This window comes from Candidatus Leptovillus gracilis, from assembly GCA_016716065.1.
GTDB classification, from domain to species: domain Bacteria; phylum Chloroflexota; class Anaerolineae; order Promineifilales; family Promineifilaceae; genus Leptovillus; species Leptovillus gracilis.
The window spans coordinates 190,962-205,948 of sequence record JADJXA010000008.1 but is presented as its reverse complement, the minus strand read 5'-3'; the positions used below and the strand labels follow the sequence as shown (position 1 = coordinate 205,948).

16 protein-coding genes are annotated in these 14,987 nt (G+C 56.2%); 8 read left to right on the top strand and 8 right to left on the bottom strand.

Translation table 11 applies throughout. The annotated features are described in order from the left end of the window. Positions 1-116: 116 nt before the first annotated feature. Positions 117-2,093 carry an amino acid racemase gene (locus IPM39_20065; GenBank protein MBK8988332.1) on the bottom strand — a complete coding sequence of 659 codons (1,977 nt, stop codon included), beginning with the start codon at positions 2,091-2,093 and terminating at the stop codon, positions 117-119. Positions 2,094-2,096: 3 nt separating this feature from the next. After that, positions 2,097-2,897, bottom strand: coding sequence for a dienelactone hydrolase family protein (locus IPM39_20060; GenBank protein ID MBK8988331.1), 801 nt, complete (start codon positions 2,895-2,897; stop codon positions 2,097-2,099). 229 nt (positions 2,898-3,126) lie between these two features. On the opposite strand from IPM39_20060, the gene IPM39_20055 reads away from it, so the two are divergent. Both IPM39_20055 and IPM39_20050 read left to right on the top strand, forming a co-directional pair. Then, positions 3,127-3,405: a hypothetical protein gene (locus IPM39_20055; GenBank protein ID MBK8988330.1), complete on the top strand. Its 279-nt coding sequence runs from the start codon at positions 3,127-3,129 to the stop codon at positions 3,403-3,405. Further along, complete coding sequence (locus IPM39_20050; protein MBK8988329.1) at positions 3,402-3,959, top strand: DUF2087 domain-containing protein; 558 nt, start codon at positions 3,402-3,404, stop codon at positions 3,957-3,959. Before IPM39_20055 ends, IPM39_20050 begins: the two co-directional genes overlap by 4 nt. A 159-nt stretch (positions 3,960-4,118) precedes the next feature. On the opposite strand, the gene IPM39_20045 is transcribed toward IPM39_20050, so the two are convergent. The 4 genes from IPM39_20045 to IPM39_20030 form a co-directional block, all read right to left on the bottom strand. Further along, on the bottom strand, positions 4,119-5,180 hold the full coding sequence (locus IPM39_20045) for a hypothetical protein (protein MBK8988328.1): 1,062 nt from the start codon (positions 5,178-5,180) through the stop codon (positions 4,119-4,121). Between the two features lie 4 nt (positions 5,181-5,184). Continuing rightward, positions 5,185-5,796: a hypothetical protein gene (locus tag IPM39_20040; GenBank protein ID MBK8988327.1), complete on the bottom strand. Its 612-nt coding sequence runs from the start codon at positions 5,794-5,796 to the stop codon at positions 5,185-5,187. Positions 5,797-5,973: 177 nt separating this feature from the next. Beyond that, positions 5,974-6,336 (bottom strand): hypothetical protein, encoded by a 363-nt coding sequence (locus IPM39_20035; protein MBK8988326.1) that lies wholly within the window; start codon positions 6,334-6,336, stop codon positions 5,974-5,976. A 198-nt stretch (positions 6,337-6,534) separates the two neighbouring features. After that, entirely contained in the window at positions 6,535-7,365 is an 831-nt protein-coding gene (locus IPM39_20030) for a transposase (GenBank protein ID MBK8988325.1), read from the bottom strand. A 55-nt stretch (positions 7,366-7,420) separates the two neighbouring features. On the opposite strand from IPM39_20030, the gene IPM39_20025 reads away from it, so the two are divergent. Continuing rightward, positions 7,421-7,612 (top strand): hypothetical protein, encoded by a 192-nt coding sequence (locus tag IPM39_20025; protein MBK8988324.1) that lies wholly within the window; start codon positions 7,421-7,423, stop codon positions 7,610-7,612. Between the two features lie 288 nt (positions 7,613-7,900). Here IPM39_20025 and IPM39_20020 read toward each other — a convergent pair whose 3' ends face one another. Further along, positions 7,901-8,164, bottom strand: coding sequence for a helix-turn-helix transcriptional regulator (locus IPM39_20020; GenBank protein MBK8988323.1), 264 nt, complete (start codon positions 8,162-8,164; stop codon positions 7,901-7,903). A 159-nt stretch (positions 8,165-8,323) separates the two neighbouring features. Between IPM39_20020 and IPM39_20015 the strand changes: the two genes are divergently transcribed. Next, positions 8,324-9,205, top strand: a complete 882-nt coding sequence (locus IPM39_20015) for a DNA adenine methylase (protein ID MBK8988322.1) — start codon at positions 8,324-8,326, stop codon at positions 9,203-9,205. A gap of 222 nt (positions 9,206-9,427) precedes the next feature. Here the strand turns inward: IPM39_20015 and IPM39_20010 are convergent, their stop codons facing one another. Beyond that, positions 9,428-10,675: a cysteine desulfurase-like protein gene (locus tag IPM39_20010; protein ID MBK8988321.1), complete on the bottom strand. Its 1,248-nt coding sequence runs from the start codon at positions 10,673-10,675 to the stop codon at positions 9,428-9,430. A gap of 293 nt (positions 10,676-10,968) precedes the next feature. Here IPM39_20010 and IPM39_20005 point away from each other — a divergent pair, with 293 nt between their 5' ends. The 4 genes from IPM39_20005 (at position 10,969) to IPM39_19990 (ending at position 14,985) form a co-directional block, all read left to right on the top strand. Then, positions 10,969-11,523: a sigma-70 family RNA polymerase sigma factor gene (locus tag IPM39_20005; GenBank protein ID MBK8988320.1), complete on the top strand. Its 555-nt coding sequence runs from the start codon at positions 10,969-10,971 to the stop codon at positions 11,521-11,523. Beyond that, complete coding sequence (locus IPM39_20000; GenBank protein MBK8988319.1) at positions 11,516-13,750, top strand: FecR domain-containing protein; 2,235 nt, start codon at positions 11,516-11,518, stop codon at positions 13,748-13,750. Before IPM39_20005 ends, IPM39_20000 begins: the two co-directional genes overlap by 8 nt. A gap of 207 nt (positions 13,751-13,957) precedes the next feature. Beyond that, on the top strand, positions 13,958-14,614 hold the full coding sequence (locus IPM39_19995; GenBank protein MBK8988318.1) for a hypothetical protein: 657 nt from the start codon (positions 13,958-13,960) through the stop codon (positions 14,612-14,614). Between the two features lie 2 nt (positions 14,615-14,616). Next, positions 14,617-14,985 carry a response regulator gene (locus IPM39_19990; protein MBK8988317.1) on the top strand — a complete coding sequence of 123 codons (369 nt, stop codon included), beginning with the start codon at positions 14,617-14,619 and terminating at the stop codon, positions 14,983-14,985. The last annotated feature ends 2 nt before the right edge of the window (positions 14,986-14,987 follow it).

Sequence of the window (14,987 nt, the reverse complement as noted above, 5' to 3'; positions counted from 1 at the left end):
GCTCCTTGCTTCACAATATACTCTGGGGGAGTATAGCGCAGACCAGCGTAAAATTCAATCATCCGTGCAAGAACGTTATATAGGGCGTGTTCCGTAAACCGTAATCCGTGTTCCGTTTACGGACTACGGATTACGGCCAACACCGCCTCTGCCGGCAGTCCATAGCGCGTATTGCCATCCCGCCCCACCACCGTGTGGGCCATCAGCAGGCTGTTGTAGATTGCCTCTTCCACCGACTCAATAACAGCCAGCGAGAGGGCGCTCATGATCGGCTGTTCGTCGAGAAACGGCCGTTGCCCCACCACTTTCTCTGGCCTGTCCAAAATCCGGTACGCCGTACTAAAAGCAATCACAAAATCACCGCTGCCCCCGTGACCGGTAGACCCAGTGCGCGCCAACCCAAACGCCGCCCGGCGGCACAACCGCCCCAACTGCCGCGCATCCAACGGCGCATCCGTCGCCAGCACAACCATGATGGAGCCTTCATTGCGGGGATGGGGATTAAGGGCTGAGGGTTGGTTTCCCTGCCCCGTCCCTAACCCCCTGTCGCCGCCCGCGATCTCCGGCCTTAACTTTGCCCCCACATTCACCCCGGCAATTGTCAATTCCTCCGGGCTGCCAAAATTGCTCTGCACCAGGGCGCCGATGATAAACCGGCCCTGTTCTGGCGGCAGGCGGCGGCTGGCGGTACCGATGCCGCCCTTCCAGCCATAACAGCTTGTGCCCGTGCCCGCGCCGACCACGCCCTCGGCTACCGGGCCGGTGGTCGCAGAAGCCAACGCGGCGTACACGGCCGTTTCGCCAATCGGTCGCGCCTGCATATCGCTCAGAAAGCCATCGCTGGTCTCGCCCACCACCGGGTTGACGCTGGCATAACCCTGCCGCCCGGTGGCCGCAAAACCCAGGCCAATGTGCGGGTTTTGGGCAATCATCACGCTGATCAGGGCGTCGGCCACTCGTGGGCCGTTCAGCGTGCCAGTGAGGGCGATGGGCGTCTCCAGGTTGCCTAATTCGCGCACCTGCTCAAAGCCGATCACCTTGCCATAGCCGTTGATGGTGTGGACGGCTGCGGCCACTTTTTCGGCATACAGATTACCCAGATGTGGCAAAACCACCGTCACCCCGGTGCGAAATGGGCCGTGTCCGGTCCACGCCCCCTCGCCCTCGACCAGCGTAAAATGCCCCACCGCCACCCCGACCACATCCGTAATGGCGTTCAGCGGGCCGGTGGGCAGACGGCCGTCATAAATTCCCAACTCGCGTATTCGCGGCATCAAACCTCCAATATTGCGGATTGCGGATTGCGGCGGAAGATTCTTATCCGCAATCCGCAATCCGAAATCCGAAATTCTTCTCGCTTCCCGTATCAGCGCCCGCGCCAAAATGCGCGTCGGGTCAATGGCGATCATGTCGTGGATCTGCGCGGTCTCAATTGCCAGCGGAATTTCCGTGCAGCCCAGGATGACGGCTTCCGCACCTTGCTGGCGCAGCGCCCGCGCCCCGGCCATCAACTGCGCCCGCGCCTGATTGGTCGGCGCGCCGGTGGCCTTGATACCATACACCGGGTCGTAAATGGCCGGGTGAATTTGCGCCGCCTGCATCGCTTCATCCGGCGCAAGCACAATAAAGCCGACCTCCCCCAACATCTGTGGGTAGATTTGCGCCCGATATGTGCCCGTGGTGGACAGCACGCCAACAGTTTGGATAGCCGGATGGTTATCGCGCAGATGCCTGCCTACTTCGCGGATCATGTGCAGCAGGTGGATCTGGCAGTTGGCGGCGCGCAATTCAGCCATAATCACATCAAAAATGGGCGCGGCGTGGGCTGTGTTGCAGGGGATGCCGGCCACCTGCGCCCCCATCGCCGCCAGCTTTTGCAGCTGGCCGGCGATGGCGTAGGCCGGGTTTTCGGCGACGATGCCCAGCAGGTATTCGGTACGGTCCAGGATTTCGTCTGGCTGCGAGAGGCTGTAGATGGGCAGGTGGTCCTGGTCGCGGTGAACGGCCGTTTCCGCCAAAATCTTGCCCAGTAAATCCAGCCCGGCAAACGGCCCCACTCCGGCCACAATGCCAATCGGTTTATCGCCGACCATCGCTCAGGCTCCGCCAAGATTCTGGGCCAGAAACTGCTTCATCTGCCGCCAGGCGTCGCCGGCCGCGCCTGGTTGGTTGTAATTGTCTTCGGTGACAAAAGCGTGGCCTACCCCCTGGTACACGGTGATGTTTGCCGGTGCGCCCAGGCTGTCCAGGGCGGCGGCAAATGCGTCCACTTCACTCAGCGGAATCTGGGCATCCTCGGCGCCAAATATGCCTAAAAGCGGCTGGCTGGCGATGGGTTGCAGCGCCGCTGGGTCTGTTTCTAGTGACCCGTACAGCACGATGGTCGCCGCCAGATTCTCCGGCTGGCGCAGGCTGATTTGCAGCGACTGTTCGCCGCCAAAACAGAAGCCCAACGCCGCCACCCGCGCCGGGTCTACGCCGGGCAGCGCCCGCAGGTAGGCTAACCCCGCATCCAGGTCGGCGTGAATTTCCTCCGTCGGCGTGGTCAGGCGCAGGAAGAGCGCGCCGGGAACCTGTTCCGCCAGATTGCCCCGGTAAGCATCGGGGACCAATACCACGTAGCCTTCAGCGGCCAGGGCGTCGGCCAATTGGGTGATGCCATCGTTGAGGCCCCACCATTCATGCAGCATCAACACCGCCGGGAAGGGTCCCTCGCCGGGCGGTTGGGCCAGGTAGCCCAGGAGTTTCGTGTCGTCTGCCCCGCTGTAGGCGATATTGCTAAAATCGGCCGTTTGCGAACCAGCAAGCACATCGAACAACATCACACCACCGATTACCAGGATGAACAACAGCAGCAGTACGGCCAACGTCGCAGCAATTCGTTTGATCCATTTCACGGGCAATATCCTCCATCACGCCAAAAATTTGTTCCGATAGTACCATGTTATCGGCAACTGTGTCGGTATCTAAATTTCACACTAATCATGCTGGTTTTTGTATCTTTGATTTGACATTTGTCGAATCATTTTGTATTATTTTACTGTGAAAACACAGCAATAGAATGCCGACTGCCCGTCGGCTTGTCGCCGGCAAAAGGCTGGCACGCTGGACAGAAAGGAGATAAACATGGAACCGCCAAACGATCCTTACATTATGGACAAATATCAGGCAATCATGGCTTCTGGCCTGGCAGAGGTGGACAAAGTCAAAGAAGCCTTTTCCCTGATCACCGACGCCATTATCCGGCACGGCGAGCAGGAGATTGAACTGCGCCGGGCGATGAATGACCGGGAAAATCTGATCAAGGAACAAATCAAACTCAGCACGGTGCGTACGATGCGGGGCGTTTTTTCCGGAGCGTATCACGCGGCTACCGGCAGCAAGCCCTGGGAAAATGAACGATGAGCGCGGAAAGTGACCTGACAGCGCGGGCGCAGTTGTTTAAAGCACTGGGACACCCGGCGCGGTTGTTGATGGTGAATCTGATTCGCAGCAAGCCGCGACATGGTGAAGAGTTGGCGGCTATTTTGAACTTGCAGCCGGGGACTATTTCTCATCATCTGGGGCAGTTGAGTGAGGTGGGGCTGATAACGGCCGTCAAAGACCAATATTACCAGGTGTATTCGCTGGCGGAAGGGGTGTGGCAGCGGTCGTTAGCCGACCTGGTACAACTCCCCCTGCCAGATGTCAACGCCAGCGTAGAAGCAGACGCCTACCGCGACAAGGTGCTGAAAACGTTCTTTCTTCATGGGCAGCTAAAAACTCTGCCGGCGCAGCTAAAAAAGCAGCAAATCGTTCTGGAAAAAATCGCAGAGGCTTTTGAGATCGGGCGCGATTATTCCGAGAAAGAGGTCAACTTTGTTCTGCTCGATTTTCACGAAGACGTGGCCGCTTTGCGGCGGGGCCTGATCGAGCACGGCCTGATGACGAGGGAGAGAGGCGTGTACCGGAAGCCGTAACCAGAAAGCTGTTACCCGGCGGTCTGCTGCGTCTTGGAGCTAAAGCCCCAGGCTAAACAACGACGCCCCGTAAACGGGGCTAGAGACGACCGTGACGGTAACGACAAGCCTCCCGGAGGCTCCCCAGATTATTGAGATGTTACAATCTAAAGGTGTAAATTATTCAAATCTCGTTCCCAGGTCGAGCATATCGCCGATCACGCCGGCGGCCGTCATCTCTACGCCCGCCCCTTTGCCGCAAATCATCAGCGGCTCATCGTCATAGCGACCGGTGCGGAAGCTGATGAATTTGAGGTTTGCCAGGGCGCTGCCGGCGGGCACGGCCGTTAACCCCACCACCCCTTTGCCGTCACGCAGATGGGCCAGGTAGCGCAAAACCTGCCCGTTGGCCTGGGCGACAGCCACACGCTGCCGCACTGCCTGGTCTAATACGCTGACCTGGGCCATAAAATCAGGCACGGTCAGGTCGGCCAGGTTTTGTGTGTACAGTGACTCGACCTGGATGTCGGCTGTTTCCAGCGGCCAGCCGGCCATGCGGCCGAGAATCATCACCTTGCGCATGACGTCCAGGCCGCCCAGGTCTTCGCGGGGGTCGGGTTCGGTGTAGCCGCGCGTTTTGGCCTCGGCGATGGCCTGGGAGAAGGGCACGCCCTGGTCCAACTGCTGGCAGATAAAGCCCAACGTGCCGCTGAGCTGTCCCTGAATCTCGTGAATGGGGTCGTTGGTGTCCAACAGGTAGCGTAGGGTAGCAATCACTGGCTGTCCGCCGCCGACGGTAGATTCGTGGCGCACACGGGGATGGTGGAAATAGTGCTGCGCTGTCGCCCAGGGGCCGGCGAACGCTTTTTTGTTCGCCAGGACAACGCCGTAGCCGAGTTCGAGGGCGCGGTCCAGGGTGGGTTCCAGGCCGGACACGGCCGTTACGTCTACCACGATCACCTGTTCCAGCCCGGATTCGGCCAGGATGTTGATGATTTGCAGGGGTGACGGCCGTTGTTCGCCCACCGGCTGCCCCTGGGCTTTTTGCGCTACAATCTGGCGCAGCTGCGCATCGGACAACCCGGCAGGCTGAAACTGCCAGGTCTGGCTGTCGCACACAGCGACGATGGTGAAGTGGACGTGATTGCGGGTGGCGGTGGGGGAACGGCCGTCTACAATCTGTCGCAGCACCGCCGAACCCACGCCGCCCGCGCCAAAAAGAACAACGGGAATGTGCTTCATAATTTCACTCTTGATCTGTTTTCTCTTGGGCTTGTTGCCACAAATGGGGAAAGTAAGCGAGCGCTTTTTGTTTTACAGCATTGTCCAGATCATCAGGCAATGATTCAAGCAGAAAAATGGGGGATTGCCACAAGGCATTGCTGGCAAGAGGATAATATTTTAGTTGGCCGCCCGACAAACCATACCATTCAAACAATACACCCTGCGCATCTCGACCAATGAGACGTCGGCCATCAACTTGCCAACTCAATTCACGGGGATCTGGCAAATCAACTGGGAATTGAAAAAGTTGATAGCGTCCAGATTTTCTCTCCCATTGCAAAACAAGATAGAAACTTTTGGCCGTGTCCACAAGGCCACCATTCACAATACTGACTTTATTGTGCCACTTTTCAACGACTTGAATCAACATTGCCCCGGCGAGTTGAGGTTTTTTATGATAATCTTCTTGTGTTAGACTTGCGGCTTTAATCGCATCCCAAAACTCTCCTGTTGCATTTGATACTTCTATACAGGGCGTTCGCTCAAATAAACGAGCAAAAGTCCAATTCAGATTGCCATATCGGTGAAGTGGTTCAGAAGCCAGCAAAACCGATATGACAGCTACAAAAAACAAGCACTTTACCAATCAAATACCGTCAACAGGCCCAATCCACCCCTGGTTAACCGGTTCAGGCCACAGTCCAGTTGGTATACAACGTAGCCGACAAGCCTAACAGAGATAAAATGCGCTGCTGCACGGCCGTTAACGGCGTCGCCTGACAGACCCGCTGCCCGGTCAGATGGATAATGCTCAGGTTGATGTTGTCAAAGCCTCCAGCAGCCGCTCCATCGTCGGCCGAGCCGTGGCCCGCTTGGGGTTGCCGGGGTAGATGCCACTCAGTTCTGACTGTTGGTCGGCCAGAGTGCGACGAGCCGTGTAATCGCCTAAGGCCAGCAGTCGCGCCGCCAGCGAGAGCAAATGAAACAAGCCCTGCGCATGGTCATCCCGCTGGACATAGACCGGGGTGATGGAGAGCATATTGCCTTTGGGACGGCGGAAATGTTCTCCTCGATATACTGGTCGCGGTAAGCCAGGACGGCCTCGGTCAAAGAAAGCGACGCCTGCGGCGCATTGGTCAGGTAGATACGCCAACCAGCCCGGAACAGCGCCCATTCAATCGCCGCCTCGTCTCGCTTGACCTGCACCTGGTAACGAATGTCTTGCTCTACCGTGCCGGTTGACCGCGATAGCCGCGGATGGCGCGTTCTGTGACCTGGCGAGTGTAGCTGACCGGCAACAGACCGGCCGCGATACTGCTTTTCAATAGCGGCAATGGCTTTTTGTAAACTCGCTTCATCGGTGATGGGGCGTTTACCCCGCCCTGGCGCAGGCGTTAAGTCCCGCAGCGCCCCTTCCGCTTTGGCCAGCCGCTGCCGCAAGTTCGCCTGTTCGGTCTGTTGGTAGCTCAACGAGCGCACCACCAGACAACGCTCCGACCAGACGACATGCTGTGGCCCACCCCAGCCTGATGGGCGCGGCTGACCTCGAATCCTTCGGCGATGGCCAGGAGCAGTCAGGCTCTTGTCCCTCCTCAGGCTCATCGTCGGGCAGGAAAACCGGCATCGCCGCGCCGCCGTCAGCCCACCACCGGCGCAGGTACTTGTCCAGCAGACCCGGTTCACTCTTGCCATCGGGCAGGGGCGTCAGATAGTGGTCATGGCCCGCCGCAATCGTGGCCCGGGTGTCAAAGGCGCTCATCTTGCTGTCGCCGACAATGAGCAGTCCATTCCGGGCCAGCATCTCTTTCACCCGCTGGTAGCAAGGCACATACAGCGGGTCATCGGCCCGATTGCCAGGAACCACATCCAGCGCCAACAACAAGCCCAACGGGTCGAGGCTGGCCAGCATCGCTTTGAACTGCGGTTCATAGACCCCTTCTTTGTTCTTCCCCACCTGAAACAACAGGTGACCCGCCGGGTCGTGATACACGCCGGCGGTTGTGCCATCCAGCCGCACGATGTTCACCGACCGCAGGTCGTAAACGCGCAGCAACCGATTACCCAACAGGCTCTCGATCCGCCGCCACTGGTCAGGCTCGTGCAGTTCCCGCAGACAAATCGCCAGTCGGTCATCGGTGAAGTCAAGCTCGGTCAGTCCTGTCCGGTCAACTGCCGCAAAGAAACCTGATGGGTTGCCACCCACTCTTGAACCCGATCCATCCGATGGTTGTACGCCGAGATGATGTGGCTGGAGCCAGATGGAGATCACCCAACCCATGCTCAGTCCCTGCCAATTCCCGGTGCGGTTTGATGACGGTATCAATGGTGGACTGAATGCCCATCTTTTCGATAAACCCATACAAGAGCGGCAGGTCATCCAGCCGTTCAACACTGATTGTGAATTCTGGCATAGTCATGCCGCCAATTTTACTATTTACCGCTCAATTTGAGCGAACCTCGAGTCTATAGTTACCCGCTTTTGCTTTTCGACAGTTCCGAGCATTCCGCGCATCTTGCAAGAAATGCCATAATATGCTCCCGTGGAACTTTTAATGGGCAATAACACATCATAGATCCATTTGCTTTCCAACCCTTGTCCATCAAAAGCAATTGCCACGGACCTCTCGAAGTCTCGCCATCCGGGCAAAGTTCTATCGCCATCTTTTAACATACCCGTACCATCTTGATAGGTACTCAGAATTAAGCGAAAGCGCTCAATCTCTTGAGAATTAGGTTTTCTATCTACGAATGGTAGGTTCATAATTTATGTCAAGTTTTGATTGTTGCAGATTTAATTCAAGTTCATCTTTGAGCAAATCGTCTGTTGATACATTGAACAATCTTGCAGTCTTTAAGACAAATTCTACATTTGGTACTTTGTAGCCGGATTCAATTTCGCTAATATAACTATGCGTGGTGTAACCTAATTGATTGGCCAGCCATTTGAGAGTTACATTATGAAATTTTCGCAGATCATGTAATTTTTCACCAAAGCGTTCCATAATTTAGTTTCAGAATACTTTCCATTTAAGCCAAAAAACCTTTATACTCTTGTTGAAGTAGAACAAATGTCTAAAATCAATGTTGCATCCCAAATGATTTCATGATAAAATGTCTCCATTAGAGACATTTTGGATATATTTATGAATACGACGCAGAAAATGATCAATAGTCCAGTGCGATGGGTTGGTGGTAAATCCCGTTTCCGAAAATATATCATTCCTATCCTACCGGAACACACTTGCTACGTAGAACCATTTGCTGGAGGAGCCTGGGTGCTTTTTGGCAAACCGCCAAGCGCTGTTGAAGTCCTCAATGATATTGATCAAGAGCTAATAAACTTTTTCCGCGTCCTAAAACATCAACCAGAAGAACTTATTGCCTCTTTTGAATGGGAATTAGTGTCTCGAAACGAGTTTGAAAGATTGGCTGATTTAGACCCTCTTACCCTAAATGCTATTGAGCGCGCTCATCGCTTTTATTATTTAATCATGGCTGGATGGGGTGGTGAATTAGACTATCCTCGTTTTCAGACAAGTATATCAGACGGTGGGCATGGCAACCGTCTGATCGGAGCTCTAAAACATCTCCGGCAAAAATTAGAGCCTGTACACAAAAGATTGAGTACGGTCATTATCGAGAATCTAAGTTGGGAAGACTGCATAGATCGCTATGACAAACCACAGACGATCATGTACATCGATCCTCCCTATCCGAATAATGGCTGTAATTATAAGCACAATATGCAGGATTGGGCAGATCATCAACGATTGGCGCATCGTCTAACGCAGTCGAAGTGCAAATGGATTCTTTCTTCTTACGATATGCCTGAAATGCACGAAATGTATGACGGCTACAACATCATCACTGTGCAAACATATTCGGGGATGAACACGAAGAAAAATGGTTCCGAGCGGGTGATTAATCAAGAAGTCTTGATCACGAACTTTGATGTACAAACGCAGGAAAAGCTTCAGGAACGTCGGCCAACAACAATTCTACAGCCCTCTTTGCTCGATTTCGGCCCCCAAACCAATCCATAAGAAAGCGAAAGACCCCATCTTGCGATGGGGCCTTTCTTGCGCCGTAGCACTACTTATCTCGAACGAGGAGGTAGTGCTACGGCGCGACTAGCTGAATAACTATCCACAAGCACCACCTCCTTGTCATTAGGATGGCGTCGCAGCGTTTGCTGCCAATCAATGTTAATGATGGGCGCATTATGGCACAGATAACGGGTGATGTCAACCGAGATGAGAAATCCCTCACCCCATTTCCGCCAAAGCGGTTAACACCCGGTCCACTTCTTCGGCGGTGTTGTAATGGACAAAACCGATGCGCACCAGGCCGCCTTTATCCAGCAAACCGAGCCGTTCCATGACGGCAATGGCGTAATAGTGACCGTCCCAGACGAAGATGCCCTGCTCGCCCAATTTTTGAGCGACCTGCGCGGGAGTGAATCCTTCCAGGCTTATGGCAAAAGTTGGTGTGCGGTGTTCCAGACTCTCAATATCTGTGATCCCATATACGTGCAAGCCCGGCACTTTTGTCGCCCCTTGCAGAAACCGTTCGCTCAGGCTCATTTCGTATTCTTTGATACGCGCCATGGCCTGTACGAGTCGTTGGCGGCGGGAGCCTACGGCGTCGCCGATGTCGGCAATGTAATCCACAGCGGCCGTGACGCCAATCAGACTTTCAAAGCTCTGCGTGCCGGTTTCCCATTTGTCGGCCGGTTTTGACGAAGCCGGGCGAACTTTGTAAGCCGTCATAGCGTCAAGCAGATCGTACTTGCCATAGAGAGCGCCAACGTGACCGCCAAAGAATTTATAAACGGATGCTGCCAGAAAATCACAATCCAGGTCTTGTACGTCTATGGAGCCATGGGGAGCGTAATGGACTGAATCCACATAGGCCAGCGCACCGGCTGCATGGACCATTTCGACTGCTCGCTTGACATCAGTAATGCTGCCGACGGCATTGGAGGCTAAGGTGATGGCAACCAGGCGCGTTTTTTCGTTGAGCAGATCAGGCAGCGCTTCTAACTTCAGGGTGCAATCGGCGGGGTCGAAATCCAGCCAACGCACGGTGACGCCGCGGTCTTCGGCAGCCAGCAGCCAGGGGGAGATATTGGCATCATGGTCCAACCGGGTGACGACGATTTCGTCATCGGGCTGCCAGGTGCGGGCGATGGCCCGGCTGATGGCAAAGGTGAGACTGGTCATATTTTGGCCGAAGACAATCTCTTCCGGCCGGCGAGCGTTGTAGAAGTCCATCATCGCCATCCGCGCGGCCTCGACGATAGCGTCACTACGGGCGCTGGTGAAAAAGGGGCCGCCATGATTGGAAATGCCCACAGTGAGTGCTTCGCTGATGGCGTCAATGACGCGCTGTGGAACCTGGGTGCCGCCGGGGCCGTCGAGGTAGACGGCCGTTTTGCCATTGATTTCCAATTGTAAAGCGGGGAATTGTGCCCGCAGCGGAATAGGGTTGAGGAAGGGAGTTTGAGTTAACATGCGTAGATTATAGATGTTACTAAATCGGATGTCATTTAATCTGTACGCAATCTTCGTACAGGTCGGTGAGGTGATAGGATTCAATTCCGACTGCACAAAAATGTGGGGAACGGCCGTTTGCCGCCTTAATCACCTTCCTCACCTGTTTCACTTGGACAAATGAGCCACGGCTACGGCCGTTTCCGTGATCTACGGACGGGTAACAAGCTGCGGCTATTGGGCGTTTTTCAGTGAGACTTTTTGGCTTGCTCATCCGTTATACTAAATAGCAAGACAATTTCGGAACAAAGCACATGCCTGAAGAAGTGACCGCAGCCGTTATCACACGCGCCCAGTCCGGCGATACGAGCGCTCTCACTGATCTGTATGAACATTACAAATCGGACGTCTACCGTTACCTCTATTACCGCGTCGGTCGGCCGCAGGTCGCCGAAGATTTAACCGCCGAACTCTTTATCCGCGTAATGCAGCATTTACCGCGCTACCGGACGGGCCGTGTCCCATTCCGCGCCTGGCTTTTCCAGATAGCGCGTAACCTGGCGATTGACCATATGCGCAAATCGGCCGTGCGCAACCATATTGACCTGGATGAGAACATGCCCGCCGACTATGATGGGCCAGAAACGGCCGTTGACTACAACCTGACCATCGAACGCCTCCAACAAGCCCTACGCCGCCTGACTTCTGATCAATGCGACGTAATCATCCTTCGTTTTGTGGCTGAGATGCCCATTAACCAGGTGGCTCAGACGCTTAACAAAAGCGAAAGCGCCGTCAAAGCTTTACAAGCCCGCGGTTTAGAGGCCCTACAACGCATTCTGGGGCCGCAGAGAGTTTTCTATGGCTGACCGAGATGACATCCTACAACAATACATTGCCAAATTAGAGGCCGGTATACCGCTGGCAGAGCTTTTAGAGCAGATACCGGAAGAGGACCGCTATCTGCGCGACCTGCTGCGCCTGACGTCCGCTATCCGCACGGCGCCCCGACCGGAACCCGATCTATCTCTCAGCCGGAACAACACAGTGGAAAGTTTCATTCAGGAACAGGCCCGTAAGCAAAAGCGACAAGCGCCGGTTCAGAAACGGCCGTTTCTCCCCGATTGGCGCGGTTGGGCTGTGCCACGTCTGGGCCTCTCTGGTCTGGCTGCCACAGCCCTACTGATCCTGGCCATTGCCTGGTTCACCTCGCTAAATAACCAGATACAGTCCGTTGCAGCCCTTACCCTGATGGATGTCAGTGGACAAATCGAGTTTTCTACACAGGATGGCGCCACCTGGCAGCCGATTCGGGCTGGTACGCCGTTGCTAACCGGGCAGCGGCTGCGAAGCGGCCCTGATTCGACGGCCAATCTGCAATTTACCGATGGCAGCCAGTTACATCTGGCCGCGAACAGCGAATTGACGATTGCTGTGCTGGCGCAACGTCCGGACGAGGCGCTGGTGGTGGAATTGCGCCAACACGTCGGCCAGACCCGGCATCACGTCAATCCCTTGCGCAGCGCCAGCGCCTCCTACGTCGTCCACACCCCCTCTGGCGATGCCGAGGTACGCGGTACGATCTTTTCCGTGGCAGTGGCGACCGACGGCCGCGCATTTTTTGCTGTAGACGAAGGGCAGGTAATCGTGACGACGGACGGAACGGCCGTTGCCATTGCTGCCGGGCACGCCGTCGGCACACAGGTTGGGCAGGCCCCGCCCTCACCGCTGCGTTACTTTCGCAGCCAGGGCGAGCTGTTGCGTATGGATCGTTCACTCTGGCAAGTTGACGAGTTGTTGGTTTACGTCACCGAAGAGACTGTCTTGACGGGTGAATTTGCCCTGGGCGATTGGGTGGAGATTACCGGTCGTATTTTACCCAACGGCCGTTGGCAGGTAGACAGCGTAGAGTTGGCCGCCCCCTCAACCCACCAATCCGCCTTTACCGGCGTGCTGCAAGCCATCACCCCCCGGCTCTGGCTGGTAAACAGCATCTCAGTAGAGGTGACAGAGCAGACAGAACGGCCGTCTGACCTGGCTGTCGGCGATCTGGTGCGCGTGGTGTATACACTTGCCGCCGACGGCCAACGTCTGGCCCGGCAGATTACGCTGCTGACCCCTGCCCAAACCGAACGCCCGGAGATCGGCGAACAACCCGCCCGGCCCAGTCTCTCGTTTGGGCCGGATGAATTAGAGGCGACCGGCTGCGAAACCAGCTATCTATTGACCGGTTTCCTGGAAAATAGCGGCGACTCGCCTCAGGATGCCGCAGCCGAAGTAGCCCTGGGTTATGCTCTGCTGCCCGGCACGCAGTTTGTCGAATCCGTCACCCTGAACCCGGCCGATTGGGAGAGTATCGCCGCCGGGGAGACGGTCTCCTTCAATGTTCAAGTGGATTTAGGCGCGGCCTGGCTGGATGCGCCAGCGGAGACGGAAGTGAAGTTGCGGCTGTTTATTACTGCCGAGAGTAACCGCCCCGGCCATCATTTCACCCGGCTGACTATCACCCTGGTCCAGACGTGCCCTCCACGCGAAACCACACCGACGCCTTCAACCACGGCCACGTCACCAACACCTGGGGTAACGATCACACCATTTCCTACAACCATCCCTGGCGACTGCACCGGTGTGTCGCCGCACCCGGAAGGAGCGCGGTTGAGCCAGGTCTATGGTGTACCTTACACCGAGATTATCGGCTGGTTCTGCGAGGGATTTGGCTTCGGCGAAATCGATCTGGCTTATGGTTTGAGCCAGGATACGGGAACGGCCGTTGCCGACATCTTTGCCATGCGCCGCCAGGGACTCGGTTGGGGTGAAATCATGCAGTTGTTGGGCGGGCGACCCGGTCCACCCTCCATCCCACTGCCAACTCTACCATCTGTACCTGGGGCATCGCCAACGGCCGTGCCGATTATCCCAACCCCCCCGGTCAACCTGACCATCCCGGTGACTCCGGTGGTCCCATCGCCGACTGTCCCGCCAACCACGCCCTCAACCACAGAAGAACCAGGCCCGCCGATCACCTTGCCGGTCCCCAGCCTGACGCCGCCAACGCCGCCTGTGTCGCCCAACACGCCACCGACAGCCACGCCATAAAGCGTCACGCAACAAAACGCCGCTTGCCGTTCGCAATCCGACTACCTCACCATCAGCACCGCACCGATAACCCAGACTCGGCCGGCATCACAAATAGAAATCAGCAGTGAACAGAAGCGAATTAGCCTCTGGATAGTTCAACGCGGCTGATTATCGGATAGCGCGGCTGTTTGCTTCACGGCAAACGCCGCACAAGGAGAAAAAAACATGTATAGGATAGCACGCTTATTGGGATTGCTTGCCCTGCTCGCGGCGCTTGGCGTCACGGCCACGGCAGCGCAAGAGAGTTGTATCGCCACCGGTCAATCAACCGAAGAAGTGCTGCCAGGGATCACAATCACCTGGGACAGCGCCTTTCATTGTGAAGATGCGCCCGACGAAGGGGAGTATGAATTCACGGTCGTTGTCAGCAATGACGCGAACAGCAGTGAAGCGGTGATCATTGACACGCTGGCGCTGACGCACACGACCCCGCGGCCCCGCGGCCAGGCTCCAGAAGCCACAACTGAGGCTCCAAGCCTGCCCACCATCATTGACCCTGGCGAAAGCCAGAGTTTCACGGTCAGCGGCAGCTATACACTGGTCTCAGTTGGCGCAGAGAAACAAGCGAACCTGCATTTCCGCGCCAGTGGCTATGGCCCGACGATCGAACCTTTTTACCTGGGATTAAACGCGATGCTGCGTGGCGAGGGTGTGGACGAACCAGGAAATGGCACTGAACCTGGCGGCCCGCCTTCCTGGGTTCCTGGCCCGCCTCCTTGGGCAGGGGACGACGACGATGACGATGGTGATGGTGAAGGACCGCCGGCCTGGGTTCCTGGCCCGCCGCCAGGTGTCGGCCGTCCAGGGAGAGGTGGTGGATAACCATGAAACGGATATTGGTTGTGGATGACCATGGCGGATTCAGAACGGAAATTAGCAAGCTGATTTCTTTGGTTCAGCCACAGGCGCAGATTTTGCAGGCGCAAAACGGCCGTGAAGGTTTAGACCTGGCGCGCAGTGAGCGACCAGACCTGATCTTGCTGGATGTGAACATGCCCTTGATGGATGGTTACGAAACGGCGCGCGCCCTAAACGCCCTGCCAGAGACGCGCACCATCCCGCTTATCGCCATGACACTATCCGGCAGCGAGCATTCGGCCACGCTGGATCACTTACGGCCGTTTTGCCGCTCCGTCCTGTTAAAACCCTTCGGCGCAGCGCAGCTGGGCGCAGCGCTGTATCCGCAAACGTGACA

Bases quoted from the DNA above. Each gene is read 5' to 3' on its own strand.
- IPM39_20050 (MBK8988329.1), top strand. From the start codon at position 3,402: ATGAGCGCGGAAAGTGACCTGACAGCGCGGGCGCAGTTGTTTAAAGCA.
- IPM39_20065 (MBK8988332.1), bottom strand. From the start codon at position 2,093: ATGGTCGGCGATAAACCGATTGGCATTGTGGCCGGAGTGGGGCCGTTT.
- IPM39_20010 (MBK8988321.1), bottom strand. From the start codon at position 10,675: ATGTTAACTCAAACTCCCTTCCTCAACCCTATTCCGCTGCGGGCACAA.
- IPM39_19995 (MBK8988318.1), top strand. From the start codon at position 13,958: ATGTATAGGATAGCACGCTTATTGGGATTGCTTGCCCTGCTCGCGGCG.
- IPM39_20055 (MBK8988330.1), top strand. From the start codon at position 3,127: ATGGAACCGCCAAACGATCCTTACATTATGGACAAATATCAGGCAATC.
- IPM39_20015 (MBK8988322.1), top strand. From the start codon at position 8,324: ATGATCAATAGTCCAGTGCGATGGGTTGGTGGTAAATCCCGTTTCCGA.
- IPM39_20035 (MBK8988326.1), bottom strand. From the start codon at position 6,336: ATGGGCGCTGTTCCGGGCTGGTTGGCGTATCTACCTGACCAATGCGCC.
- IPM39_20020 (MBK8988323.1), bottom strand. From the start codon at position 8,164: ATGGAACGCTTTGGTGAAAAATTACATGATCTGCGAAAATTTCATAAT.
- IPM39_20025 (MBK8988324.1), top strand. From the start codon at position 7,421: ATGGAGATCACCCAACCCATGCTCAGTCCCTGCCAATTCCCGGTGCGG.
- IPM39_20005 (MBK8988320.1), top strand. From the start codon at position 10,969: ATGCCTGAAGAAGTGACCGCAGCCGTTATCACACGCGCCCAGTCCGGC.
- IPM39_20045 (MBK8988328.1), bottom strand. From the start codon at position 5,180: ATGAAGCACATTCCCGTTGTTCTTTTTGGCGCGGGCGGCGTGGGTTCG.
- IPM39_20000 (MBK8988319.1), top strand. From the start codon at position 11,516: ATGGCTGACCGAGATGACATCCTACAACAATACATTGCCAAATTAGAG.
- IPM39_19990 (MBK8988317.1), top strand. From the start codon at position 14,617: ATGAAACGGATATTGGTTGTGGATGACCATGGCGGATTCAGAACGGAA.